Source organism: Pseudomonas sp. HC1(2025) (assembly GCF_058742075.1).
Map to the genome: position 1 here is coordinate 831,533 of NZ_CP196017.1, position 22,223 is coordinate 853,755.

The following is a 22,223-nucleotide window of genomic DNA, read 5'->3' on the forward strand; positions in this document are numbered from 1 at the left end:
ATTTATCGGCACGTCAGCAGATATGGATTCGCGTAGAAGCACGATTTCTAGTCCGGTTTTGAGTACCTGTTGCGCTCAAAAACGTTTTTACACAGCCTTGGCCAGAAGCGGACTAGCTGACCGCCTCATTCCACTATTCCCATCCTACGAATGTTACGTCGAAGCCTTCGCCGGTTGCGAGGCGCTCTAGTTCCTGCGTCTAAAGCCCGCGCCGTGCGAAATACTTAACGAAATCAACAGCATTGACGGAAACTTGGGCATCCTGCACCGCGTGGTGCAGAATTATCCGGAAGAGTTGGTAGGCCTCTACCGAAGACGTTGAGCGCGTTGCCTTTGACTGTGTTGAGTGGGCACCTATTGACAGGAACGTGTGATAGCATGTTTTCATGGCTAAAGGCCATGCTTTGCATCAAGTAGCTATAATTTATAAAAGATCTTCAATAAGGAAGTATTATGAATGGCGCAGTGTTGTTGGAACCAGCGTGCTTAAAAACGTTGTCGCTGGTTGAGTGCACTCCTAGTGCATCTAACCAGCATGAGTTTAATGGTGTGGCACAGTTGAAATCTTTTTTAGGGCTTGAGCGGAAAACTTTGGAGTCTGTTTTTACGATTCGAGGTACAAGTATTCGTGCAGTGGTTAACGTTACTTGGTATGACGCAAGAGAGAATGATGATAGTCGTTCAGCAGAATTTAGACTGTATTTCCAGACAAATGCTGTCATGTCTAGCGCTACTCAAGGTGATAATATGATGATTGGTCTTGATCGAAGTGGGGTTTTGAACTTGATTTTGCTTAAGTAGTTGGTATGCTTTTGCATTTCCAGGTTTGAAAGTTGTCATTTCATTTCTTGGCTGTCTATTGTGTTGGCTGGAAGTTATATGTTATGTTTTCTAATAAGTGATTTGGTTGCTTTTGGCGTTTGAATAACTGTCATCACCGCTTTCTAGCGTGGTGATGGCAGATTTAAGCTGTTTGCTTTTTCCAGTTTTCGTAAAAATATATTGTTGGCTGTTAGTTTTGTAATGTCAAAGTTCTAATTGGCTTCTCGGCTAATTAGGGGTATGTTCTGGATGATTTTTTTTGTTGGTTTAAATTTTTTAATATTATAATTCTTGATGGTCGTGAACAATAGTCGCTAAGTGCGACGGCTCAGAATTACCGAAATATGGTTTTGAAGAGCTCAGTTTTAAGTTACGTGCTACTCACCCTGATATTGCAACCAGTCAAAAATAATGAAGCCCCCATCTTTAGGGTCTTTAGGATATTCTCGGCCTTCGTGCACTGACTACGACAGTAAAATTAAGAGAGCTTACTGCTTCAATGCAGGGAATATTTACTTCGTGATCGTGTGCCTTGAGCTCGACATTGATGGGGTCGATGGTTTTTAGAACTTGTAATTATAATTGCAGTCATTATGCTTTTTTGCAAGCCCGAGGCAGCAGAGGAGGGCGTGCGTTAGTTTTAAAATCGTTTCCACAACAGACCTTTAACTCTTGTGGCTGCAGCTCGGCGTCGTAATTAATTCTGCGGAAGTGTAATGTGCTTAATTAATTAAGTATTTTTTCGAGTTTGAACGTTATCGGCTATAGTAGGGCTATGAATTCAAGCTTATAGATATTAGCAGGATGCTAATGTCTTAGGGGGATAAGGTTTCCAGTTTTTGTTTATGATATTTCCTAATGGGCTTCGTCTATTTTTGAAAACTTTTGGCCTTGTAAGAGCCAAGAAATAGTTTCATCAATTAATAATGACGTTTTGTCCTTGTTCATGGTGCGCACGGCACACTCCCAAATAACAAGTACCCGCCAGTTAAGGGCTTGGATAGCTGCCAATTGGCGCTCGTCGCGTTCTTTGTTTTTACCAATTTTATCAATCCAGAATTCCGGCCGGGTTTGGGGTACTTTGAAATATCGGCAATTGTGGCCGTGCCAGAAGCAGCCGTGGATAAAAATGGCAGCGTTATATTTCGGCAATACAAGATCAGGTGTTCCCGGTAGATTTTTTACATGCACGCGAAAACGAAAGCCTCTGGCGTGTAGGGCTTTTCGAATCAAGAGTTCGGGTGAGGTGTTTTTGCTCCGGATTTTCGCCATCATCCTAGAGCGGGTTTCTACATCGACAACATCAGTCACGGTGTCCTCCGTGTCGGGGCACTGATGGCCCCGAGCTGCTGGAAAACTCCGGGGCCTGCTTATCGCTGCTGTTTAGGGCCTGTGGTTTTGGCTTTCGCAGCTAAAATTCGGACTTTCATCAGTCGCGCTACCGCTTCGAATACGGGAACGGCAACCGAGTTACCGAATTGACGATACGCTTGTGTATCCGAAACCGGAATAACGAATTTGCTTTCGCCAGGTTTATCGAAGCCCATCAAACGGGAGCACTCGTGAGGCGTGAGTCTGCGTGGGCGGTTGAGCTGATTCAGTTCGCTATTAAAATCAAGCCTCTCTGAAAAACCGCGGTCAACCAGAATCTCTGAACCGTCTTTGTGGTATCTGGCCGAGAGAGTGCGTGCAATATCATCCGGCCTCGTCAAGCCAAACCCGAAGCCATTGCCTTTCTGGCGGTGCTTCTCGGCGTACCTATAAAGGTAATCCCAAAGTTTCGGCGTGAGGATGTACTTGCTGTCCACTGCTTCCTTCGGTTCCAGAATGTCGCCGAAGGTTGGACGCTGTTTAGGTATCAGCTTGTCGATATCTCGCAATGTGAAGCCGTCATGAATATCCAAGTCGCGGCGAAAACCTACAAGTACGATACGTTCCCGATGCTGCGGCACGAAGTTTTTGGCGTCGATCACCTTAGGGTCTGAACCCTTTGGCGCGTTGACGTCGGCAACTTCATAACCGAGCTCATCCAGCGCTTCGCAAATGATGCGGAATGTATTGCCCTTGTCATGGCTTTTCAGGTTTTTGACGTTCTCCAGCAGGAATGCAGCCGGGCGCTTGGCTTTAATAATCCGAGCTACGTCAAAAAACAGGGTCCCTTGTGTTTCGCACTCAAACCCATGCTTGCGGCCAAGAGAGTTCTTCTTGGATACACCTGCTAGGGAGAACGGCTGGCAAGGGAAGCCGGCTAACAGAACATCATGATCCGGAATTTCGCGATCGATATTTTGGTAAGCCTCTTCCTCACTCACGTCCAGTTTGTCGGACAGGGTAACGGTCCGGATGTCTTGATTGAATCGGTGACGCTCCGGGTCACAGTAGTGGTTTGCCTTGTAGGTACGGACTGCGTAAGGGTTCCACTCGGAAGTGAATACACACTCGCCACCAATGGCTTCAAATCCTTTTCGAATTCCCCCGATACCGGCAAATAGATCGATAAAGGTGAAAGAGGTTTTTTTTGTAGGTTTGGGTGGAAGAAGAGACTGTAGGTAGACGTATTCCGCATGGTTCAGGCGAGGTGTGGCTTTGCCTTTGACCCACCGATTTATAGTCTCACGGCAATGCGGTGAGTCAATTTCCTTGAGCTTTGCAGCAAGCGTACCTTGGTCATAAATTTCTAAAAGCTTGTGCACCAGGGCGAGGTCTTCTGCTTTTTGTGATCGAGCTGTAGGTAATCCCAGTTGAGCAGATTCAGGAGTTGCGCTTTCGAAAAGGTTCATGAGTCCTGCTTTCCTCTGGGTAAAATCTGTGACGGATTGTCACCATTCTATCCCTATAGATGGAGATGTAAATTAATATCTTCCCCTAGAGGCCCAAACATTCAGTATGCAGGTCCTAGGTGATTTTTGGTGCTCGGCGGGTGATATTGTACTGTATATGCAAACAGTGTGCGTGTGTGGGGGCTTTTGTGGACATGCTGTGTCGATTTCCTTTATGCGAGGTGAGGTAATTCCATTAACAATTGTGACGTAAAGGTAAAAACTCCGGCGGCCTCGCTCAGCCAATCGGGCTTTACCTAGTAGTGATAATTGGCCACTATTGGTTCTTGTGTGTACGAGTGGTCTGGAGTCGACATTCCTGACAGTGGTACTTTTAGAGGTGTGTAGACTCGCATGTGGAGATAGAAGCCTCTAGGTCTTGACAAGGTTTCTTGTTTTTGCTTTGTGCTGGTTGGGCGTGAAGCCTTCAATGAGTATTTGTTGGCAGCCAGCTTATGAAAATGCATGGAAAGCTATTGGCCGTAGCCGTGCAGTGGCCTATGTAATCATATTCTCGTCGAAAGCCGACGAGTGGAAATAGGGGTTGTAATGGACAACGATCTAATTAATGAGCCGAATGCATCTCGTCTCATTTTCGGGCTTCGCGACACCGGATACAGCTTTTTGACTGCATCTGCAGACATTATTGACAACTCGATAGCTGCAAATGCGGATGAAGTAAGTGTCAGAATCTCTATGACGCAAGAGGGTAGGAAGTTTGTTTATTTCGCGGACAATGGTGACGGTATGGATGCAGCCGGGATCCATAATGCACTGCGTTATGGCGCGCCTGAGCGGGATAATAAAGCCAGCTTGGGGAAATTTGGCCTTGGACTGAAAACTGCATCTAGCTCTGTGTGTCGTAGATTCACTGTCATTTCCCGAAAGTCACCTTCTTTACCACTGGCAAAGCTCGCTTGGGACCTCGACCATGTTGAGAGTACTGGCAAATGGGAAATGCTGCGAGAGCCGCTAGAGCATCATGAACAGGATGCTTGGGATGAGCTTTGCGGCGAAAAAGGGACGCTTGTCGTATGGTCTGGATGCGACCGTCTTCTATCCAAGAACTACGATGAGCCAGGTGGAACGAATGAGCAGAGGGCAATAAAACGGCTGTCGGGGCGTCTTAAAGAGCATATTGGCTTGATTTATCATCGATTCCTCGACTCGACGGACACCCGGCAGCGCAGCATAAATATTGCTGTGAACGATGATCCTGTTCAGCCGTGGAACCCTTTTTACCCTGAAAAGTCCGAGCAGGTATTGGCAGAATCACAGCAGGTGATTGATGTAGCGACTGCTGATGGAGACAGCGATGGTAAAGCAACTATCCGAGCATGGATCCTGCCAAACTCGACCACATTGAACCCAGAGGAAAAGGCCAAAGCCAAGATTTCGAATCGTGGGCAGGGCTTTTACATCTATCGTGAGGGACGATTGATCAATGAGGGGGGCTGGTTGGGGGTGTTTGGTGCGCAAGGGAGTTTCGAGCCGCACATGTCCCTATTACGAATCGAGTTCGACTTCGGGCATGACCTTGACTCGGCCTTCTACGTAGATGTTAAAAAGTCTCGCATCCTGTTCGATCCCGCAATTGAGGAGTACCTCTTTGAACTTCTCCGTAATGCGCGGCGGGAAGCCGAGAATCGTTATCGCCGAAAAGAGAAGGATCTAGCGGCTAAAGCAATCCTGAATCACACTCCAGCAAACGTAAGCATCGCTGAGACTCCAACTGCCAAGATGCCGGTTATCGAGGAAGTCGATGCTGAGAATCAAACCGCATCTATCACAAACCGCATGGGGTCAAGGATCCAAATTCGGCAGCCCGTTCAGAATAACGTCGGGCCGGATAGCTTATTTGTAGATGCCGTTAATAGCATCACCTCTGGCGAGCTCTGGGTCCCCGCGTTGCGAAGCACTGGAACTGTCGGTCATGTTCCAGGCGTCGAGATAAACAAGCACCATGATTTCTATCAAAAAATCTATTTGCGTGCAGGTTCTGGTGGTTACGCTGTTCAGGGTATGGATTTGCTCCTCTGGGCATTTTCCGTTGCTGAACTGGATTATTCAAACGAAGAAACTGCCGCGATTTTCAGTGATATTCGAGAGGTGGTCTCGTCCAATTTACGTAAACTCTTACGTACTGTGCCGATGCCCGGTGAAACTGATTTGAGTGAGCTTGAGGAGTAACATGCTCAATCGGCACAAGTCACTCATCGCTCGAGTTTTAGCCGAAGGGACCGGAGCGGCAATTACCGTGAAGCCCTTCGTTGCCGGGGGGCGTCAAGGTCTTAAAATGTGGTTCGATGATCTTGACGAGAAGCATGGCCCTATAGCAGAACTTAAGCCGTATGGGCTTCTCACCCATCGTGTCAAACTTACGTTTGGCCTATTTTCATCAAGAGTCATTGCCCAGATTGCGGCTGCCCAAGCTGAAGAGTTGGTGTTGGCCCGCGCTCTTGTTCGATCGGTCGCGACCGTATCAGAGCTAACTATTTCTGGGCAAACACTAGATGGCTGGAGCGTCACTGCTGGGTCTTTTGAAATCATTGCGGATTACCGTCATCAAAATCTTGTCCCCGATAGCGATGAAGCAGTTGTAATTACATGTAGTGAAATTATTGTGCCGTTAATGGCTGCTATGGCAGAGCTCATCGGTTATGACCAAGTCGAAAATCCAGCCGACTCTAATATTCCTGAAGTGGAGGGAGGCCTTAGTCAAATCACCGTTTCACGTCGCGAACGCAATCCCAGAAGTAGGTTGCTTTGTCTTCGTATCCACGGGCATGTTTGCAAGGCTTGTGGGCTGGACCCATCGAGCATTTACGGGGAGGCGGGGGGGATTATCGAGGTACATCATCTCGAGCCAGTATCGATGCTAGAAAAACCACGTCCATACGATCCTGAGAGCGATTTGGTTCCTCTTTGTCCGAACTGCCATCGAGCTGTTCATACTCGTCGCCCTTGGCCTCTGAGTCCTTCAGAACTGTCCAGTATCTTGGAGTCGCTCCGTGCCTGAAACCTCTTCATTATCGATATCCTTCGCTGTGCTAGCCGAGTCTCCCCCTGAGGGGTTGGTGCTTTCTGACCGTGTGCTCGATCCTGAAATCCTAATCGATCGCAAGGATGACAGGATCACTGCTGACCTTGTCGGTATTAGAGTCATTCGTGGCATTCGACATCTATTGCGAGCCCCCACTAAAGAGCACAACTGGGTTATAGATGGAGACACTCTTCGGGCTCTTCCTAACAATGCGCCGAGTGCTTTTCTCGCAGCGCTTGGCAACAGAAACGAGGAAGATCTTTCTTACAGTGAAGCAATTAGCTTATTGCGCACGGAAGAAGGTCCTCTGCCAATTTCCGCATCCGAAAAATTCAATACATCAGGGCGTTTATCGGCTGCAGAGCTGCCAGTTTCAATTGAAATTTCGGGGCTTAATGCTTCATTGTTCCCTTATCAGGCACAAGGAGTCCAATGGATGTGGGATACAGTCTCGCGGACGAGAGGCTTGATCCTTGCGGACGAGATGGGCCTCGGGAAGACGCTGCAAATCATTGCATTGTTACTGATGAGTCGTCCTAGCAACATATCGCCAGCTCTAATTATCTGCACAACCAGCCTGATCGCCAATTGGGTACGTGAGATAGAGAGGTTCGCACCATCCTTGTCTGTCGCGGTACATCGTGGCCCATATAGGACAGGGATTTACAGTGGGCTGCGGAAAAGCAATGTAGTTATTACTACCTATGACACGATGGTTAATGATATTGCGATTTTCTCGGCTTTTGAATGGTCTTGGTTGATCTGCGATGAAGCTCAAGCACTCAAAAATCCGGACTCTTATCGCAGGCAAGCTGTAGCCAAGATTTCAAGGCGTAATACCATCCCTATGACAGGTACTCCTGTAGAGAACACGCTTCTAGATTTGTGGTCGTTGATGGACTTTTCGATCCCGGGAATACTTGGGAGTCGAGTGGAGTTTGAAAGGTGTTATCCAGATACGTTGGACTCGGCAAATGCTTTAGGCGCCATTACGGATCCGGTCATTCTGAAAAGGCGCGTCATCGATGTCGCTGGAGACCTGCCAGAACGAATCAACATTGATGTGCCTCTCGAATTAGATACACATCTTGCCGAGCACTACTGCAAGGTCCGAGAGCAAACCCTGGCCCGTTATCCTGTAGCCGGAGCCTTGGTTGCAACTCTTCAACTGCAGCTGGTCTGCGCTCACCCTTGGCTGAGACAGGTTGATCCAGTTGATGATGAGGAGTTTGCAGAGATTCATCGAGCAGCAGGTTTGCCCTTAGTGACTCCCAAGATGGAGCGCACGGTGGAGCTTCTGCGGGAAGCTTTCGTGAATGGCACAAAAGTTCTCATTTTTGCCCTATTTAACAGGGTTGGAGATCTGATCAAAGAGGCGGGGTCAGAGCTCCCGACTGCTTACTGGGGGGCGATTAATGGCTCGACGTCTCAAGCCGACCGACAGAAGATTATCGATGAGTTCTCCGCATATGATGGTCCTGGATGCCTTATCTTAAACCCTAAAGCTGCCGGAGCCGGGCTGAACATTACAGCTGCCACAGTTGTAATTCACTTTACTCCTGTCTGGAATCCGGCCTTAGAGGCTCAGGCAAGTGCAAGGGCACACCGTCGAGGACAGACTATGCCTGTGAGTGTTTACCGGCTCTATTTTGAGAACACAGTCGAGCGCGTCATGTTGGACCGATCGACATGGAAGCAGGAGCTGGGTAACGAAATCACGCCTCTCTCGACCCGGGACAAAGAGGATCTGAGGCACGCGCTCAGCATTGAACCGAGGATAACTTCATGAGCAAAATTATTTTTCGAAAGATATTAAGCGCAAACGACGTCGGTAGCACAGGTGGGCATCAGGGGGGGATATTAATTCCAAAAAGTGAGACTGAGCTTCTTGAGTTTCTCCCTTCCCTCGATCCTAGTGTCAAGAACCCGAACGCGTGGCTTGATTGCGTTGACGAGAACTCCGTGCTTCAGCGGTTCAAGTTCCGTTATTACAATAACAAACTCCATGATGATGGGGGGACAAGGAACGAATACCGTGTGACTTACATGACAGCGTGGTTGCGGAATGTGGGGGCTAAGGAGGGCGATACCTTTGAGATAAGTGGGAAGCAAGGAGAGCTAGAGTATTTTGTCAGAGTAATTCCTGCATCTGTTAATGAGGTTAAAACCGATGAGCCCGTGCGTATCAAGCTTCGTGGTTGGAATAGAGTTCATTAAAGTTGTAAATCGTATGGATGGTATTGCAAAAAATATTTTAGGCGTTGTCGCGATTTTTCTAACGGCTGGAGGCGCGGATTTTAACTAGTCTGCCTTTGCGATTAAACTGCGGCAGGCTGCCACTCTCCGGATTAACGGAGCTCAGAGTATTCTGCTTCATTTTCCGCAAGATGTTGAACTGGCAGTGGATCTGTTTGAATGACGCAGCCGTGTCTCTGTCCTGTCTGCTGAAGGGGCTCCCGCGATTCACACCCTGTGGGGCGATGAGTTTGCTCCGGTAATAGAGGAGGGTGTTCGTTGCGCAGTGACTTGGCTTGAAGGCTCATCATTACCGTTATGGTGGGCGCTGTCTCAAAACCGAAACGTCATCGTCCAGGTGATTTAAAGGAGGAATTTGAAATAGGTTTTTTGCTGCGGTTGCAGTAGACGCTGATCATGCGACGTGAGCCGTCACTTCCCAATTAACCCGCGTTGATGCCTGATTCTGAATCGCCCCGGATTCTCTAGACACCTTGCAAACTCATTGCGTAACGCTTTTAAAACTCTACCAGTGACAGCTGATTGTTGAAACCATGGCGGCGTTTTACGTTGTAGAACATCTCGATGTAATCGAACACATCACTCCGAGCATCTTCCCGCGTGGTGTAGATTTTTCGCTTGATCCGTTCCCGTTTCAGAAGCTGGAAAAAACTCTCGGCCACGGCGTTGTCATGACAGTTGCCTCGGCGACTCATGCTGGCAACCAAATTGTTTGCCTTCAAAAAGCTGCGCCAATCGGAGCTGCTGTACTGGCTGCCTTGGTCGGAATGAACCATCACCTCTTGCTTCGGTTTACGCCTCCAAACCGCCATCAACAACGCATCAATAGCCAAATCACTGGTCATCTGCGACTTCATTGACCAGCCAACGACCTGCCGAGAAAACAGATCCAGTACCACCGCCAAATACAACCAGCCTTCATACGTACGAATGTACGTGATGTCGGTTACCCAAACCTTGTTGGGTTCCACGACATCGAACTGGCGCTTCAGTAAATTGGGTGAGACGACCGCTGGCTTACCGCCGTACTTTCCAGGGCGGCGTCGATAACCTGTCTGAGAACGCAGACCTTCAAGACGCATCAGCCTCGCCACACGATGACGACCACAATCCTCACCGACCTCGCGCAGATCGTCGTGGATTTTGCGATAGCCATAAACGCCGCCGCTCTCCAGCCAGGAATGTTTGATCAAACCCAGCAGTCGCTGATCGTCTTTGGCGCGTACAGATTGCGGCTCAGACAGCCAGGCGTAATAACCGCTGGGATGGACTTTCAGCGTCAGGCAAAGCCGTCGAATCGAATAGTCGCCCGCGCGCTGCTTGATAAAGGCGTACTTCAGCCGCACTCCTTGGCAAAGTACGCGGCGGCCTTTTTTAATATGTCTCGCTCTTCAGTGACGCGCTTGAGTTCCGCTCGCAGACGACGCAGCTCAGCGTGCTGATCATCATCCTGTTGGCGTTCTTCTTGAGGTTTGCTGTAGCGCTTTATCCAGGCATAGAGGCTATGCGTCGACACGCCGAGACGGGCCGCTACCTCAGCGACAGGCAGCTTCTTTTCGGTCACTTGATTGACTGCTTGGATTTTGAATTCTTCGGGGTAACGCGGGTTGCTCTGGCACCTCCTAATTGGCCTCAGTTTAAGGCAAAGAGGTGTCTACGAAACCCGGGGCGATTCAACCTTCTCGAAAGTGTGTTCAGTCTCAGCAAGTTTGGCTTGCCTTACCTCATCACGCTGGGTTTTGGGATCAGTGCCCAAAGCGAGCAACTCACGCGCCTCTGCGGCTTTCTTCCGGGCGTTGGCTAGCGAGAGGTCGGGGTATGGACCGAGCGCCATATTAAGACGGCTTCTGGTCAACGGCTCGCGGTAATTGAAATTCCACATCATCGAGCCGCTGGCGCGTACTCGAAGCTGCAGGCCGTCGCCGTCGCTGAGGACGAAGTCTTTACCAGTTGCCTTGACTGCCTTGAGCTGGCGATCGGAGATGCGGGTTGCGTTGGTAGGCATGGGGGCTACCTCCAGCACCGTTTTGGTATCCTGAAAGTAGCACTTGGCAGCCCGGGATACTACCTGGGATACCAAAGCGCCTGGAACTCAGAAATCCTCAAAAGCCCCCGGTAGCCCTGAACCCCCCGTATTTACTGGATTTCAGGCACAAAAAAAGACGCCCTTGGACGTCTTTAGATGATTAAGTGGTGGAGCCGGGGGGATTTGAACCCCCGTCCGCCAGTACTCTGCTGTCGGTACTACATGCGTAGCCGTTTCTATTAAGTTAACCCTCAGCGACCCGAAGGGCAGGGTGCTTTGGGCGAGTTGTGTAAGTTTTAGCCGCTTCGTCCACAACGTACTGCACGGCGATTCTGTTCTATATGACAATCACTTTGGGTTTACAGACATCCCCTGATGATTGCTGGACCCGAAGGTACCAGGAGGGAAGGGCTAAGGCTGCTTACGCAGCGAGAGCGTATTCCCCGTAGGTTTCGTCATTGGCAACTATAGAAAGTTGCAACAGTGGATTTACGAGTTCTGTTACCAACTCGGCATGCACCTAAAGGTTCGCAACCGGCGTCGAATCCTAAACGGCCCCGTGCTTGTTGCTCGATGTGATCGTGAGCGACAAGCCTGCGCAGTGTACGTTAAACGGTCACAGAAGGCCAACCCGAAAGGTTGGCCTTGAGCGGTTGGCGGGTTATGGGTTGCCGCCTTTATCCAGGTTCTGCAGGTCTTGCAGGGCCTTGGAGGTGATCTCGATACACTTCTTCTCATCACCGGCCGTGTGGGCTGCCTTGGCTTGGGAGACGGCAGTGTCGATCTCGCCGCTTTTGCCTGTGCTGTCAGTGGCGAGCAAGGCCTTGCTGTTGTTGATTTTATCCAGGTTGATCTGGCACAGATCTGCCTCGTTACTTGCGGCAAACACGGGTGAGGCCAGCATCGCAGCGGTAACGAATACACCAGCCAGTACGGAACGCTTCATGGGTATCTCCTTGTGCAAAGAGGTCTCGATGCTGCGCGGTACGTGCGGGCAGCCGGCGAGGTCATGGGTCGGCCCCGGTTGCCCGGGGCTTAAGCAAGTGACTACGCCAGTGCGCAGGGGTTCGTTTTTATTGCGCGGGCCTGGGTCACCCGGTCAACCAGGTAGACCAGGCCGTGGTAATCGATCCCACCATGCTGGGTCAGACCGATCTCACAGGTGCGGCTGGTGGAGATGCCTTCGCTGCAGTACTGCACCGCGTCTTTTAGGGAGCGCAAGGAGTGGGCATTGAGTTCCGGCGTGGTGAAGCCTTTATCGCCGGCGAACCCGCAGCAGTGGATGCCTTCGGGGATTACCACGTTGTTGCTGCAACGCCGGGCGAGGTCAATCAGGGCCTGGCTTTCGCCCAGGTGCTGGGTGCTGCAGGTGACATGCACGGCAATCGGCGCATCCTGGGGTGTGAAGTCCAGGCGGTCCATCAGGTGGGTGCGGATAAAACGGACCGGGTCGTAGAGGTCCAGGCGTGTTTGCCCCAGGTCCTGGACCAGGCGCAGGGTGCAGGGGCTGGTGTCGCAGTAGATCGGGTCGAGGCCGCCACGGCTGGCGTGGAGCAGGGCGCCGATCAGTTCCTGGCGCTTGTGCTCGGCCTGTTCGGCGTAGCCTTTGGAGGCAAAGGGCTGGCCGCAGCATAGGCTGTCGGGATTGTCCGGAATGACTACCTGGTAGCCGGCTTTTTCCAGCAGGCCGCGGGTTTTGTCGTACAGCGACATTTGCTCTTTGTCCCCGGCCGCCGGGCCCATTGCCCGCGATACACAGGCTGCGAGGTAGACCACCCGTGGGCGTTCATCGGTGACGGCAGGGCTGAAGCGGATGGCTTTTTCTGGCTGCGGCATAGCGCTGGTCCACTGCGGGATTTGCCCCTTGGACAGCTTGGTCACGGAGGCTGAGAGTTTCGCCAGGCGTGGCGCGCCGAGCAGCATGCGGGCGCCGTTGGCCACATGCAGGGTGAAGCGTGCACCTTGCAGCGCGGTGGAGAAATGACTGGCCAGCCACTCGGCGGTTTTCGTACTGCCTGCTTCACGGCTGCGCAGTTTTTTCACCAGGTCGCCGGTATTGATGCCTACCGGGCAGCGCTGGGCGCACAAGCCGGTGGCGGCACACGTGTCGATGCCTTGATAGTGATACGCCGCTTCCAGTTCGGTGGTGTCGATGCCCGCGCGTTTGCGTGCCTGGATATCGCGCCAGATCACAATGCGCTGGCGCGGGCTCAGGGTCAGGCCCTTGGAGGGGCATACCGGCTCGCAGAAACCGCACTCGATGCACTTATCCACAATCTCATCGGCGGCCGGCAGGGGCTTGAGGTTTTTGAGGTGGATTTGCGGGTCTTCGCTGAGCACCACGTCCGGGTTGAGAATACCGTTGGGGTCGAGCAGGCGCTTGAGTTGCCACATCAATTGATAGGCATCGCTACCCCATTCCAGTTCGACGAAGGGCGCCATATTGCGCCCGGTGCCGTGCTCGGCTTTCAGCGAACCGCCGAACTCCACGGCCACCAGTTGCGCCACGTCATCCATGAACGCCTGGTAGCGTGTGACTTCTTCCGCGCTGTTGAAGCCTTGGGTGAACACAAAGTGCAGATTGCCTTCCAGGGCGTGTCCGAAAAGGATGGCTTCATCGTAGTGATGCTTGTCGAACAACTCGATCAAGCGATTCACGCCAATGGCCAGTTGCTCTACCGGGAAGGTCACGTCTTCGATGATCACCGTGGTGCCCGTCTTGCGTACGGCGCCGACGGCAGGGAAGGTGTCCTTGCGGATTGCCCACAGGCGTGCGTTTTCCAGCGGGTCTTCGGTGAAGTCGACTTGCTTCTCGACCGGGAAGTCGGCCAGCGAGGCCATGATCAGTGCCAGTTGCTCATGCAGCAATGTGGACGAGGCTGCACGGGATTCGATCAAGAGCGCGCAGGCACCTTCCGATAGCTGTTGTACGAAAGCGGGCATGCCGGGTTTGTCCTGCACCGAGCGCATGCTGCGTCGGTCCAGCAACTCGACCGCCGACACGGGCTGGGTTTTCAGTACGGCCACGGCGTTGCAGCAGGTTTCTACATCGGGGAACACGATCAGGGCCGATGCCTTGTGGGGGTGATCGATCACCGTGTCGTAGGTCACTGCGCTGATAAAGCCTAGGGTGCCTTCGGAGCCCACCAGCAAATGGCTGAGGATATCCAGCGGCTCGTCGAAATCCACCAGGGCATTGAGTGACAGGCCGGTGGTATTTTTCAGACGGTATTTATGGCGGATTTTCGCCGCCAATTCAGAATTGGCCCGGGTCTCGCAGCCCAGGGTGGCCAGGCGCTCAAGCAACTGGCTGTGTTGCTCGCGGAAGGCCGCGACGCTGGCGGCATCCTCGGTGTCGAGACGGCTGCCGTCGGCCAGCACCAGGCGAATCCCGGCCAGGGTGTGGTAGGTGTTCTGGGCAGTGCCGCAGCACATGCCGCTGGCATTGTTGGCGACAATTCCGCCGATCTTGCAGGCATTGATCGACGCCGGATCCGGGCCGATCTTACGCCCGAACGGCGCAAGCCAGGCGTTGGCCTGGGCCCCGATCACTCCCGGTTGCAGGCGGATTTGCGTACCTTGGCCCCGAATCTCGCGGCCGTTCCAGTTATCGCCGAGTACGATCAGCACCGAATCGCTGATGGCCTGGCCGGAGAGGCTGGTGCCGGCTGCACGAAAGGTCACTGGCACGCGGTCGCGTTGCGCCAGTTGCAGGAGTTCGACCACCTCATCTTCCGATTCGACGCGGATCACCAGCTGTGGGATCAGTCGGTAAAAACTGGCGTCGGTGCCGAAAGCCAGGGTGGAAAGAGGATCGTCGAAGCGCCGATCTTTCGGGATCAGTCGTGCGACAGCATCAAGGAACGCGATGGGCAGACTCATGGGTCCTCCAGGATCAGCAGCACCCAGTTTGGGGAGCCTGGACGCCACGGTCCAGCAGACTGGGTTGTGAATAGCTGACGCCGCAAGGCGGCTGCGGCGTCGGTTCTTACGGTATTGCCTGTGGTCTTAATGCACCAGCATGCCGGTGAACCAGTACGCCTGGGCGTAGGTAATCAGGCCGACAATCGTGGCGAAAAACAGACTGTGCTTGAGGGTGAAGCGGAACAGGTCGGATTCCTTGCCCACAAGGCCGGTCGCGGCGCAGGCCACGGCGATCGATTGCGGGGAAATCATCTTGCCGGTCACGCCGCCACTGGTATTCGCCGCTACCAGCAGAGTGTCGTTGACGCCGATCTGGTGGGCGGTGGTGGCTTGCAGGGAGCTGAACAGGGCGTTGGACGAGGTGTCGGAACCGGTGAGGAACACGCCAAGCCAGCCAAGGAACGGCGAGAAGAACGGGAATGCCGCGCCGGTGCCGGCCAGTACCAGGGCCATGGTCGAAGACATGCCGGAGTAGTTGGTCACGAACGCGAACGCCAACACCATGCCGATGGACAGGATCGGCCAGCGCAGCTCGTAGAAGGTCTCTTTCAAAGTGGTCAGACCAGTTTTGAAATTGATCTTCAGCACCAGCATGGAGATCAGTGCGGAGAAGAAAATCGCCGTGCCGGTGGCGGAAATCGGATCCAGCTTGAACACCGCGGGGATGGCGGTCGGGTTGGTGACGATCGGCGCAACCTTGATCACCATCTGGTCCAGGTGCGGAATCGCAAAGTTGAACACCCAGCTGTACATCGAGCCGCCGGCGGCGAACATCGCCTTGAACGGCTTGAGGGTCCAGATGGTGACCAGCACGGTCAGGATCAGGAACGGCGACCAGGCCTTGAAAATTTCCATCAGGCTGTAGGGCGATGCCACGGAAGTGCGCGGCTGGCCGAAACCGCCGACGCTGCCGGTGATCGAAACGCTAGAGGTAGCGCCAGCAATCTGTGCGCCCGCAGTGCGCTTGGGCTGCCAGACTTTCAGGAACAGGGTCAGGGAAATCAGGCTGGCCAGGGCTGAGGTGATGTCCGGCAGTTCCGGGCCGATAAAGTTGGAGGTGAAGTACTGGGTAATGGCAAAGCTCAAGCCGGCCACCAGTGCCGCAGGCCAGGTTTCCTTGACGCCGCGCACACCGTCCATCATGAACACCAGCCAGAACGGTACGAACAGCGACAGCAGTGGCAGTTGGCGGCCGGTCATGGCGCCGATCTTGAAGGCGTCGATGCCGGTGACCTGGCCAGCCACGATGATCGGGATCCCCAGGGCGCCGAACGCCACTGGCGCGGTGTTGGCAATCAGGCACAGGCCGGCGGCGTACAGTGGGTTGAAGCCCAGTCCTACCAGCAGTGCGGCAGTAATCGCCACGGGTGCGCCGAAACCGGCGGCGCCTTCGAGGAATGCACCGAAGCAGAAGCCGATCAGCAGCACTTGCAGGCGCTGGTCATCGGTAATCGACAGCACCGAGCTGCGGATCACTTCGAACTGGCCGCTCTTTACCGTCAGTTTGTAGAGGAACACTGCGGCGACGATGATCCAGGCGATTGGCCACAGGCCGTAGGCAAAGCCGTAGCCGGCAGCGGCGAATGCCATGTCGACCGGCATCTGGAAAGCGAAGATCGCCACCAGGATCGACAACGCCAGGGTGATGCTCCCCGCAACATGGCCTTTGAGGCGAAACACCGCCAGGGCCAGGAAGAAAAATACGATGGGAATAACGGCGGCCAGTGCGGACAGGCCAAGGCTGCCGAGTGGGCTGTAAAGCTGTTGCCAGGTTTGCATATGGGGTGGCCCCTAATTGTTGTTGGTCATGCATGCTCAGCTGATTTGGGTAATTGGTAAGACCAATTTACAATCGCTGATGGCTAGGTTAAGAGCCTTCGGGGTGATGTGTCAATTTGCCGCCTGAGAAACTTTGGTCGCATGTCGGCGGGCGCGGGGTCTGATCGGTGTAATCAAAGGGGCTCTGATAGGTGCCGACAGCGCGGCAATAGGCCAGAATAGAGGGCCCGGCGAGTGGCCGGGATCGTGGAGAGTCAGTTATGGCGTTTGATCAGGTGCGTCAGCGCCGTTTGTCCGACGATATTGTCGAGCAGCTTGAGGGCATGATCCTTGAGGGCACGTTGAAGTCGGGCGAGCGATTGCCAGCCGAGCGCGCACTGGCTGAACAGTTTGGTGTGTCGCGGCCGTCGTTGCGCGAGGCGATCCAGAAGCTGGCGGCCAAGGGGTTGCTGGTCAGTCGCCAGGGCGGCGGCAACTATGTGGTGGAGACGCTGGGTTCAACCTTCAGCGACCCATTGCTGCATCTGCTGGAAAACAACCCCGAAGCCCAGCGTGATTTGTTGGAGTTTCGTCAGACGCTCGAGGCGTCTTGCGCCTATTACGCGGCGTTGCGCGCCACGGAAGTGGACCGCGAGCGGCTGACGGCAGCCTTTGATGCCTTGCAGGATTGCTACACGCGTGACGATGAGGTGAGCCGTATTGAAGAGGGCGCGGCCGATGCCAGGTTTCACTTGGCTATCGCCGAAGCGAGCCACAATGCGGTATTGCTGCACACTATTCGCGGTTTGTTTGATCTGCTCAAGCGTAACGTGGTGACCAATATCGGTGGCATGTACCAGCAACGCAGCGAAACCCGCGACATGCTGATCAATCAGCATCGCGACTTGTACCTGGCGATTATCGAAGGGCGGGCGGAACAGGCGCGGGAAGTTTCAACACGTCACCTGCTGTACGTGCAGGAAGTATTGGAAGAAGTGCGTCAGGAAGTTCAGCGCATGGCGCGGGCGGAGCGGCGCAAGGGGATGTGACCGGCAGTTGCGGCGCAGGGAGCAGGCTCCCTGGCCACGCGGGCTCGCATCAAGGGCCGGGGAAGATCAGTCTTCCTTGCCCTTGTTGCGTACGGCGCGCTGCAATTCCCGGTTGGAGTCGCGCTCGCGCTCGGTATCACGCTTGTCGTATTCCTTCTTGCCCTTGCCCAGTGCGATCTCGCACTTGACCAGGTGCTTGCTCCAGTACCACGACAGGCAGACGCAGGCGTAGCCCTTCTGTTGTACGGCAGCGGCGAGCTTTTCCAGTTCGCGCGCATTGAGCAGCAGCTTGCGCGTACGCACTGGGTCGGCAATGACGTGGGTGCTGGCGGTCATCAACGGCGTGATATGACTGCCGAGCAGCCAGGCCTCGCCATCCTTGAGCAGCACGTAACTGTCGACCAGCTGCAACTTGCTGGCGCGCAGACTTTTTACTTCCCAGCCGGCCAGGACCAGACCAGCCTCGAACCGATGTTCGATGAAGTAATCGTGTCGCGCCTTTTTGTTCTGCGCGATGGTCCCTGTTGGGTGTTTCTTTTGTTTAGCCATAGGGGCGGCATTATAGGGAGTTGCGAGCGTGTCGGCTACGGTCAACCTGCGTGCTTGAGCGTGTTGGACGAATCCCGGACAATACCGCCAGGTTTCTGGTTTTTTTCTCTCGCGAATCGGGCAGTCTTTTCGCGATGTTTGCCGCTCAGCTTCGGAAATAACGTTCCCATGACGACGCATATTCAACGCTCGGCCCTGCTGCCTTATCCGGCGCAAGCGCTCTATGACCTGGTCAACGACGTGGCGAGCTACCCGGATTTCCTGCCCTGGTGCTCCTCATCCACGGTATTGGAGAGCAGCGATGAGCATATGCGTGCGAGTCTGGAGGTGTCCAAGGGCGGGCTTGGTCAGAAGTTTGTGACGAGCAATGTCCTGGTGCCTGGTCGGTCCATCGAGATGAATCTGGAGGAGGGGCCGTTCACTCAACTGCATGGTGTCTGGGTATTCAAGCCACTGGGGGAGAAGGCATGCAAGATCAGCCTGGACCTGACGTTTGATTACGCAGGCTCCATCGTGCGGGCGACCTTGGGGCCGCTGTTCAATCAGGCGGCGAACACCCTGGTGGATGCGTTTTGCCAGCGTGCCAAGCAATTGCATGGCTGAGTCCATGATTGAGATTGAGGTGGTCTGTGCGGCAGTGGATCGCCAATTGTTGTTGAGTCTGGCGGTTGCGCCGGGGACGAGCCTGCGGGCGGCGGTGCTGGTTTCAGGTATTGCGGCGCAGTTTCCTGAACTGGATGTTGCCAGTTGCCCCTTGGGAATTTTCGGCAAGGTTGTGGCGGATGCTGAAACGCGTAGCGTGCAGCTCGGCGATCGCATCGAGATTTATCGCCCTTTGTTGGTGGATCCCAAAGAGGTAAGGCGCTTGCGAGCGGCTAAAGCAGCCGAAGCTCGACGGCAAAATCCATAACCTGCGAAATAGCAGGCAACAAAAAGCCCGGCATGCCGGGCTTTTTGTTGAGCGATGCAAATTATTGCGGGCCTGTATCCAGAGGTTCTGGTGTGGGTACCGGAACGGTTTCGACGCTGTCGATATCTTTCTGGATGGTGTCCAGCAAGGAGCCAGGCTTGGCCGGCACCTCGGACTTGGGTTTTTCAGCATTCTGCGCTGGCGCAGTGACGCTGGTCCCGCTGTCCTTGCCCAACAGGGCTTCATCGCGGCTTACGCCAGGCATGAAGTCACCGGAAAGGCTGACGAGTTGGTCATTGCCATTAAAGATGACACTGACGCGCTCCTGTTGGCGTTCCCCGCCTCCAGGCTGCAGGCTATAGAGATAATCCCAGCGATCGGCATGGAATGTGTCGGTCAGCAGGGGATTACCCATGATAAACCGTACTTGCCGTCGGGTCATTCCCGGGCGTAACTGGTCTATCATGTCCTGCGTGACGACATTGCCCTGCTGGATGTCGATTTTGTAAACCCCGGGGAATGAACAACCGGCGAGTGCGAGCAGTCCCACAAGGGTGAAACTGGTTAGCAAGAGCTTGGTGTTTTGCATCGGTGGGCGACTTCCACTATCTTGGCTGGGACAACGTAAACGCCGATCATACCCGTATTAAGAGAAGCTGCGAAGCAGCATCCGCGAGAAAGCTAACCATGGTTGAAAATAGCGAACTACGCAAAGCCGGTCTTAAAGTGACTCTGCCACGAGTCAAGATTCTACAAATGCTCGATTCCGCCGAGCAGCGCCACATGAGTGCCGAGGATGTCTACAAGGCACTGATGGAGTCTAACGAGGACGTCGGCCTGGCCACGGTTTACCGTGTACTGACCCAGTTTGAAGCCGCAGGGCTGGTGGTTCGTCATAATTTCGACGGCGGTCATGCAGTGTTTGAACTGGCTGACGGTGGTCATCACGACCATATGGTTAACCTGGATACCAATGAGGTAATCGAGTTCACCAGTCCTGCAATCGAGAAGCTCCAGCATGAGATCGCTGAGCAGCACGGATTCGATTTGGTGGACCATAATCTGGTCCTGTACATACGTAAGAAAAAGTAAGAAAGCTACGCAGATTCGCTCTGCGAAACGATCGAAGGCGACCTTAGGGTCGCCTTCGTGCTTTCTAGCGAGGGGAAACTCGCGATCAGGCCTTCGCCGTCACCACCATTTTCTTCGCATGGGCTAGGGACTCCTTGGTCAGATCGATGCCGCCGAGCATGCGCGCGACTTCTTCCACGCGTTCGGTCTTGTTCAACTTGGACACCGCGGTGTGTGTGGCATCACTGCCCCGCACCTTATGCACAAACAGATGCTGATGCCCCTGGGCTGCCACCTGGGGCAAGTGGGTAACGGTCAATACCTGCCCGCGCTCACCGAGGCGACGCAGCAGTTGGCCGACAATTTCCGCGGTTGGCCCGCCGATCCCCACGTCCACTTCGTCGAAGACCAAGGTCGGTACGCGAGAGGTCTGGGCAGTGATGACTTGGATCGCCAGGCTGATCCGTGACAACTCGCCACCAGACGCCACCTTGGCCAGTGCCTTGAGGGGTTGGCCCGGGTTGGCGCTGACCAGCAGTTCGACTTGCTCAAGGCCATTGGGCTGCAGTTCATTGCCGCTATTGGCGTGTAGCTCGATGGTGAAGCGCCCGCCGGGCATGCCCAAACGCTGGATTTCCTGTTCCACCGCGCAGGCCAGTGCAGTTGCGGCCTGGTGTCGCAGGTCGCTCAGCTCCCGCGCTTTTTCCTGGTAGTGGCGGGCGAAAGAGGCCAGTTCATCACCCAGGCGCTCAATGGATTCGTCGTTGGCGTTCAGGGTTTCGATCTCATCCAGCAGTTTTTGCTGCATGGCTGCGACTTCTGTTGGTTGGATCCGGTGTTTGCGCGCCAAGGTATAAATAGTGTCGAGGCGTTCTTCGATCTCTTGCAGGCGAGCCGGGTCGGCATCGAAGTGGTCAAGGAAGCGGTTCAACTCGCCAACCGCCTCTTCTACCTGGATCTGCGCACTGGTCAGCAGTGTGGTGGCTTCATTTAGTGAGCCGGAGCCGCTGTTTACGCTCGACAGGCGGTTAAGGCTTGCCGTCAGTGCGTTCAGCACATTGCCGGAGTCACTTTCGCTGCATTGCTCGACAACCTGGCGGCAGATGCCCAGCAGGGTTTCGGCATTGGTCAGGTTCTTGTGTTCCTGCTCCAGTTGTTCCAGTTCGGTTTCGCCCAGGCCCAGGCTTTCCAGCTCTTCCAGTTGATAGCTGAGGAGTTGGTGGCGGGCCCGTTGTTCGTCGCCGGAATTGGACAGGCGCTCCAGTTCCAGGCGGGTCTGGCGCCAGCGCTGCGCGGCCAACTGCACTTGGCGAGCCAGGTCGGTGGCGCCGGCGTACTCATCCAGCAGGCGGCGGTGGGTGTCGGTTTTCAGCAGGGATTGATGCTCGTGCTGGCTGTGGATGTCGATCAACAACTCGCCGAGGGCCTTCAGGTCGCCGAGGGGGCAGGGCGTGCCATTGATGTAGCCTCGGGAGCGGCCTTCGGCGGTGATCACGCGGCGCAGGATGCATGGGCCGTCGTTGTCCAGGTCACGTTCGGCGAGCCAGGCGCTGGCTTCCGGGATATCTGCCAGGTCAAAGGTCGCCAGGATATCGGCCTTGTCTGCACCCGGGCGAACCACGCCACTGTCGGCGCGATCGCCCAGGGTCAGGCCCAGGGCGTCGAGCATGATCGACTTGCCGGCGCCGGTTTCGCCTGTGATTACGCTCATCCCGCGATCCAGTTCAAGATCCAGATGCTCAACGATGGCGTAGTTATGTACGGACAGGTGAACCAGCATAATGGCTGCTCCCAGGCTTTAGGTCTGGTTATTTATACAGTGTTTTGTTTGGCGCTGACAATCCTGCGGCTTAGCTCAATTTGCTTGGATGGCGATGTTTTTTAGCGCGATGTGGAATGTGCGGGAAAGTGTCGGTCAGGACATGTCGGCCCTTGAACCTGGAAATTGTGGCCCCATATACCGGAACAGAAGCGCGAGTTGAGTTCGCGCAGGATT

The 22,223-nt window shown here is 54.3% G+C and carries 18 protein-coding genes, 1 other RNA gene and 2 pseudogenes; 10 read left to right on the forward strand and 11 right to left on the reverse strand.

All coding sequences use genetic code 11. From position 1 onward, the window contains the following. Positions 1–97: 97 nt before the first annotated feature. Positions 98–313 (forward strand): annotated as a pseudogene (locus ACSSVH_RS03515) (hypothetical protein); the annotation flags it as partial. Positions 314–453: 140 nt separating this feature from the next. Beyond that, positions 454–801, forward strand: coding sequence for a hypothetical protein (locus ACSSVH_RS03520; protein WP_492634087.1), 348 nt, complete (start codon positions 454–456; stop codon positions 799–801). Positions 802–1,677: 876 nt separating this feature from the next. On the opposite strand, the gene ACSSVH_RS03525 is transcribed toward ACSSVH_RS03520, so the two are convergent. Both ACSSVH_RS03525 and dcm read right to left on the reverse strand, forming a co-directional pair. Continuing rightward, positions 1,678–2,133, reverse strand: coding sequence for a very short patch repair endonuclease (locus ACSSVH_RS03525; RefSeq protein WP_492634088.1), 456 nt, complete (start codon positions 2,131–2,133; stop codon positions 1,678–1,680). Between the two features lie 59 nt (positions 2,134–2,192). Continuing rightward, the gene (gene dcm / locus ACSSVH_RS03530; protein WP_492634089.1) at positions 2,193–3,602 is read right to left on the reverse strand and encodes a DNA (cytosine-5-)-methyltransferase; all 1,410 of its coding nucleotides are present in this window, start codon (positions 3,600–3,602) and stop codon (positions 2,193–2,195) included. Between the two features lie 588 nt (positions 3,603–4,190). Here dcm and ACSSVH_RS03535 point away from each other — a divergent pair. Genes ACSSVH_RS03535 through ACSSVH_RS03550 form a run of 4 tightly spaced genes read left to right on the forward strand, consistent with a single transcriptional unit; the run spans position 4,191 to position 8,901 of the window. Next, positions 4,191–5,831: an ATP-binding protein gene (locus ACSSVH_RS03535; RefSeq protein ID WP_492634090.1), complete on the forward strand. Its 1,641-nt coding sequence runs from the start codon at positions 4,191–4,193 to the stop codon at positions 5,829–5,831. A gap of 1 nt (position 5,832) precedes the next feature. Beyond that, a complete protein-coding gene (locus ACSSVH_RS03540) occupies positions 5,833–6,660 on the forward strand; it encodes an HNH endonuclease (protein WP_492634091.1) in 828 nt (275 codons plus the stop codon). After that, positions 6,653–8,473: a DEAD/DEAH box helicase gene (locus ACSSVH_RS03545; RefSeq protein ID WP_492634092.1), complete on the forward strand. Its 1,821-nt coding sequence runs from the start codon at positions 6,653–6,655 to the stop codon at positions 8,471–8,473. The genes ACSSVH_RS03540 and ACSSVH_RS03545 overlap by 8 nt, the downstream gene beginning before the upstream one ends. Then, entirely contained in the window at positions 8,470–8,901 is a 432-nt protein-coding gene (locus tag ACSSVH_RS03550) for an EcoRII N-terminal effector-binding domain-containing protein (protein WP_492634093.1), read from the forward strand. The genes ACSSVH_RS03545 and ACSSVH_RS03550 overlap by 4 nt, the downstream gene beginning before the upstream one ends. A gap of 536 nt (positions 8,902–9,437) precedes the next feature. Here ACSSVH_RS03550 and ACSSVH_RS03555 read toward each other — a convergent pair. From ACSSVH_RS03555 to ACSSVH_RS03580, 6 genes and pseudogenes are all read right to left on the reverse strand, one after another. Then, positions 9,438–10,567 (reverse strand): IS3 family transposase gene (locus tag ACSSVH_RS03555; RefSeq protein ID WP_492634694.1). Its coding sequence is split into 2 segments (ribosomal slippage): positions 9,438–10,312 and positions 10,312–10,567, totalling 1,131 coding nucleotides; the frame shifts between segments, so codons are not numbered across the junction. 48 nt (positions 10,568–10,615) lie between these two features. Then, a pseudogene (locus tag ACSSVH_RS03560) lies at positions 10,616–10,945 on the reverse strand (integrase arm-type DNA-binding domain-containing protein); the annotation flags it as partial. Between the two features lie 186 nt (positions 10,946–11,131). Then, positions 11,132–11,525: a transfer-messenger RNA gene (gene ssrA / locus ACSSVH_RS03565) on the reverse strand. Positions 11,526–11,627: 102 nt separating this feature from the next. Then, positions 11,628–11,912, reverse strand: coding sequence for a PA2433 domain-containing protein (locus tag ACSSVH_RS03570; protein WP_169955095.1), 285 nt, complete (start codon positions 11,910–11,912; stop codon positions 11,628–11,630). Positions 11,913–12,013: 101 nt separating this feature from the next. After that, a complete protein-coding gene (locus ACSSVH_RS03575) occupies positions 12,014–14,848 on the reverse strand; it encodes an FAD-binding and (Fe-S)-binding domain-containing protein (protein ID WP_492634094.1) in 2,835 nt (944 codons plus the stop codon). Between the two features lie 126 nt (positions 14,849–14,974). Then, positions 14,975–16,669: a lactate permease LctP family transporter gene (locus tag ACSSVH_RS03580; protein WP_169955093.1), complete on the reverse strand. Its 1,695-nt coding sequence runs from the start codon at positions 16,667–16,669 to the stop codon at positions 14,975–14,977. 260 nt (positions 16,670–16,929) lie between these two features. On the opposite strand from ACSSVH_RS03580, the gene ACSSVH_RS03585 reads away from it, so the two are divergent. Continuing rightward, complete coding sequence (locus ACSSVH_RS03585) at positions 16,930–17,697, forward strand: FCD domain-containing protein (RefSeq protein ID WP_070994380.1); 768 nt, start codon at positions 16,930–16,932, stop codon at positions 17,695–17,697. Positions 17,698–17,763: 66 nt separating this feature from the next. Here the strand turns inward: ACSSVH_RS03585 and smpB are convergent, their stop codons facing one another. Further along, a complete protein-coding gene (smpB, locus tag ACSSVH_RS03590; protein WP_029299012.1) occupies positions 17,764–18,246 on the reverse strand; it encodes an SsrA-binding protein SmpB in 483 nt (160 codons plus the stop codon). Between the two features lie 168 nt (positions 18,247–18,414). Here smpB and ACSSVH_RS03595 point away from each other — a divergent pair, with 168 nt between their 5' ends. Next, on the forward strand, positions 18,415–18,849 hold the full coding sequence (locus ACSSVH_RS03595; protein ID WP_032862891.1) for a type II toxin-antitoxin system RatA family toxin: 435 nt from the start codon (positions 18,415–18,417) through the stop codon (positions 18,847–18,849). Then, complete coding sequence (locus ACSSVH_RS03600) at positions 18,842–19,156, forward strand: RnfH family protein (protein ID WP_492634095.1); 315 nt, start codon at positions 18,842–18,844, stop codon at positions 19,154–19,156. The genes ACSSVH_RS03595 and ACSSVH_RS03600 overlap by 8 nt, the downstream gene beginning before the upstream one ends. Before the next feature lie 61 nt (positions 19,157–19,217). On the opposite strand, the gene ACSSVH_RS03605 is transcribed toward ACSSVH_RS03600, so the two are convergent. Then, positions 19,218–19,745, reverse strand: a complete 528-nt coding sequence (locus ACSSVH_RS03605) for an outer membrane protein assembly factor BamE (protein WP_169955091.1) — start codon at positions 19,743–19,745, stop codon at positions 19,218–19,220. A gap of 98 nt (positions 19,746–19,843) precedes the next feature. On the opposite strand from ACSSVH_RS03605, the gene fur reads away from it, so the two are divergent. Continuing rightward, positions 19,844–20,248 (forward strand): ferric iron uptake transcriptional regulator, encoded by a 405-nt coding sequence (fur, locus tag ACSSVH_RS03610; protein WP_492634096.1) that lies wholly within the window; start codon positions 19,844–19,846, stop codon positions 20,246–20,248. An 85-nt stretch (positions 20,249–20,333) separates the two neighbouring features. Here fur and recN read toward each other — a convergent pair whose 3' ends face one another. Then, positions 20,334–22,007, reverse strand: a complete 1,674-nt coding sequence (recN, locus tag ACSSVH_RS03615) for a DNA repair protein RecN (RefSeq protein WP_169955090.1) — start codon at positions 22,005–22,007, stop codon at positions 20,334–20,336. Positions 22,008–22,223: the final 216 nt, after the last annotated feature.

What these genes read in the sequence shown, in the direction of transcription:
- ACSSVH_RS03520 (WP_492634087.1), top strand. Translation starts at nt 454, where the DNA reads ATGAATGGCGCAGTGTTGTTGGAACCAGCGTGCTTAAAAACGTTGTCG.
- dcm (WP_492634089.1), bottom strand. Translation starts at nt 3,602, where the DNA reads ATGAACCTTTTCGAAAGCGCAACTCCTGAATCTGCTCAACTGGGATTA.
- ACSSVH_RS03535 (WP_492634090.1), top strand. Translation starts at nt 4,191, where the DNA reads ATGGACAACGATCTAATTAATGAGCCGAATGCATCTCGTCTCATTTTC.
- ACSSVH_RS03540 (WP_492634091.1), top strand. Translation starts at nt 5,833, where the DNA reads ATGCTCAATCGGCACAAGTCACTCATCGCTCGAGTTTTAGCCGAAGGG.
- ACSSVH_RS03550 (WP_492634093.1), top strand. Translation starts at nt 8,470, where the DNA reads ATGAGCAAAATTATTTTTCGAAAGATATTAAGCGCAAACGACGTCGGT.
- ACSSVH_RS03570 (WP_169955095.1), bottom strand. Translation starts at nt 11,912, where the DNA reads ATGAAGCGTTCCGTACTGGCTGGTGTATTCGTTACCGCTGCGATGCTG.
- ACSSVH_RS03575 (WP_492634094.1), bottom strand. Translation starts at nt 14,848, where the DNA reads ATGAGTCTGCCCATCGCGTTCCTTGATGCTGTCGCACGACTGATCCCG.
- ACSSVH_RS03580 (WP_169955093.1), bottom strand. Translation starts at nt 16,669, where the DNA reads ATGCAAACCTGGCAACAGCTTTACAGCCCACTCGGCAGCCTTGGCCTG.
- ACSSVH_RS03585 (WP_070994380.1), top strand. Translation starts at nt 16,930, where the DNA reads ATGGCGTTTGATCAGGTGCGTCAGCGCCGTTTGTCCGACGATATTGTC.
- smpB (WP_029299012.1), bottom strand. Translation starts at nt 18,246, where the DNA reads ATGGCTAAACAAAAGAAACACCCAACAGGGACCATCGCGCAGAACAAA.
- ACSSVH_RS03595 (WP_032862891.1), top strand. Translation starts at nt 18,415, where the DNA reads ATGACGACGCATATTCAACGCTCGGCCCTGCTGCCTTATCCGGCGCAA.
- ACSSVH_RS03600 (WP_492634095.1), top strand. Translation starts at nt 18,842, where the DNA reads ATGGCTGAGTCCATGATTGAGATTGAGGTGGTCTGTGCGGCAGTGGAT.
- ACSSVH_RS03605 (WP_169955091.1), bottom strand. Translation starts at nt 19,745, where the DNA reads ATGCAAAACACCAAGCTCTTGCTAACCAGTTTCACCCTTGTGGGACTG.
- fur (WP_492634096.1), top strand. Translation starts at nt 19,844, where the DNA reads ATGGTTGAAAATAGCGAACTACGCAAAGCCGGTCTTAAAGTGACTCTG.
- recN (WP_169955090.1), bottom strand. Translation starts at nt 22,007, where the DNA reads ATGCTGGTTCACCTGTCCGTACATAACTACGCCATCGTTGAGCATCTG.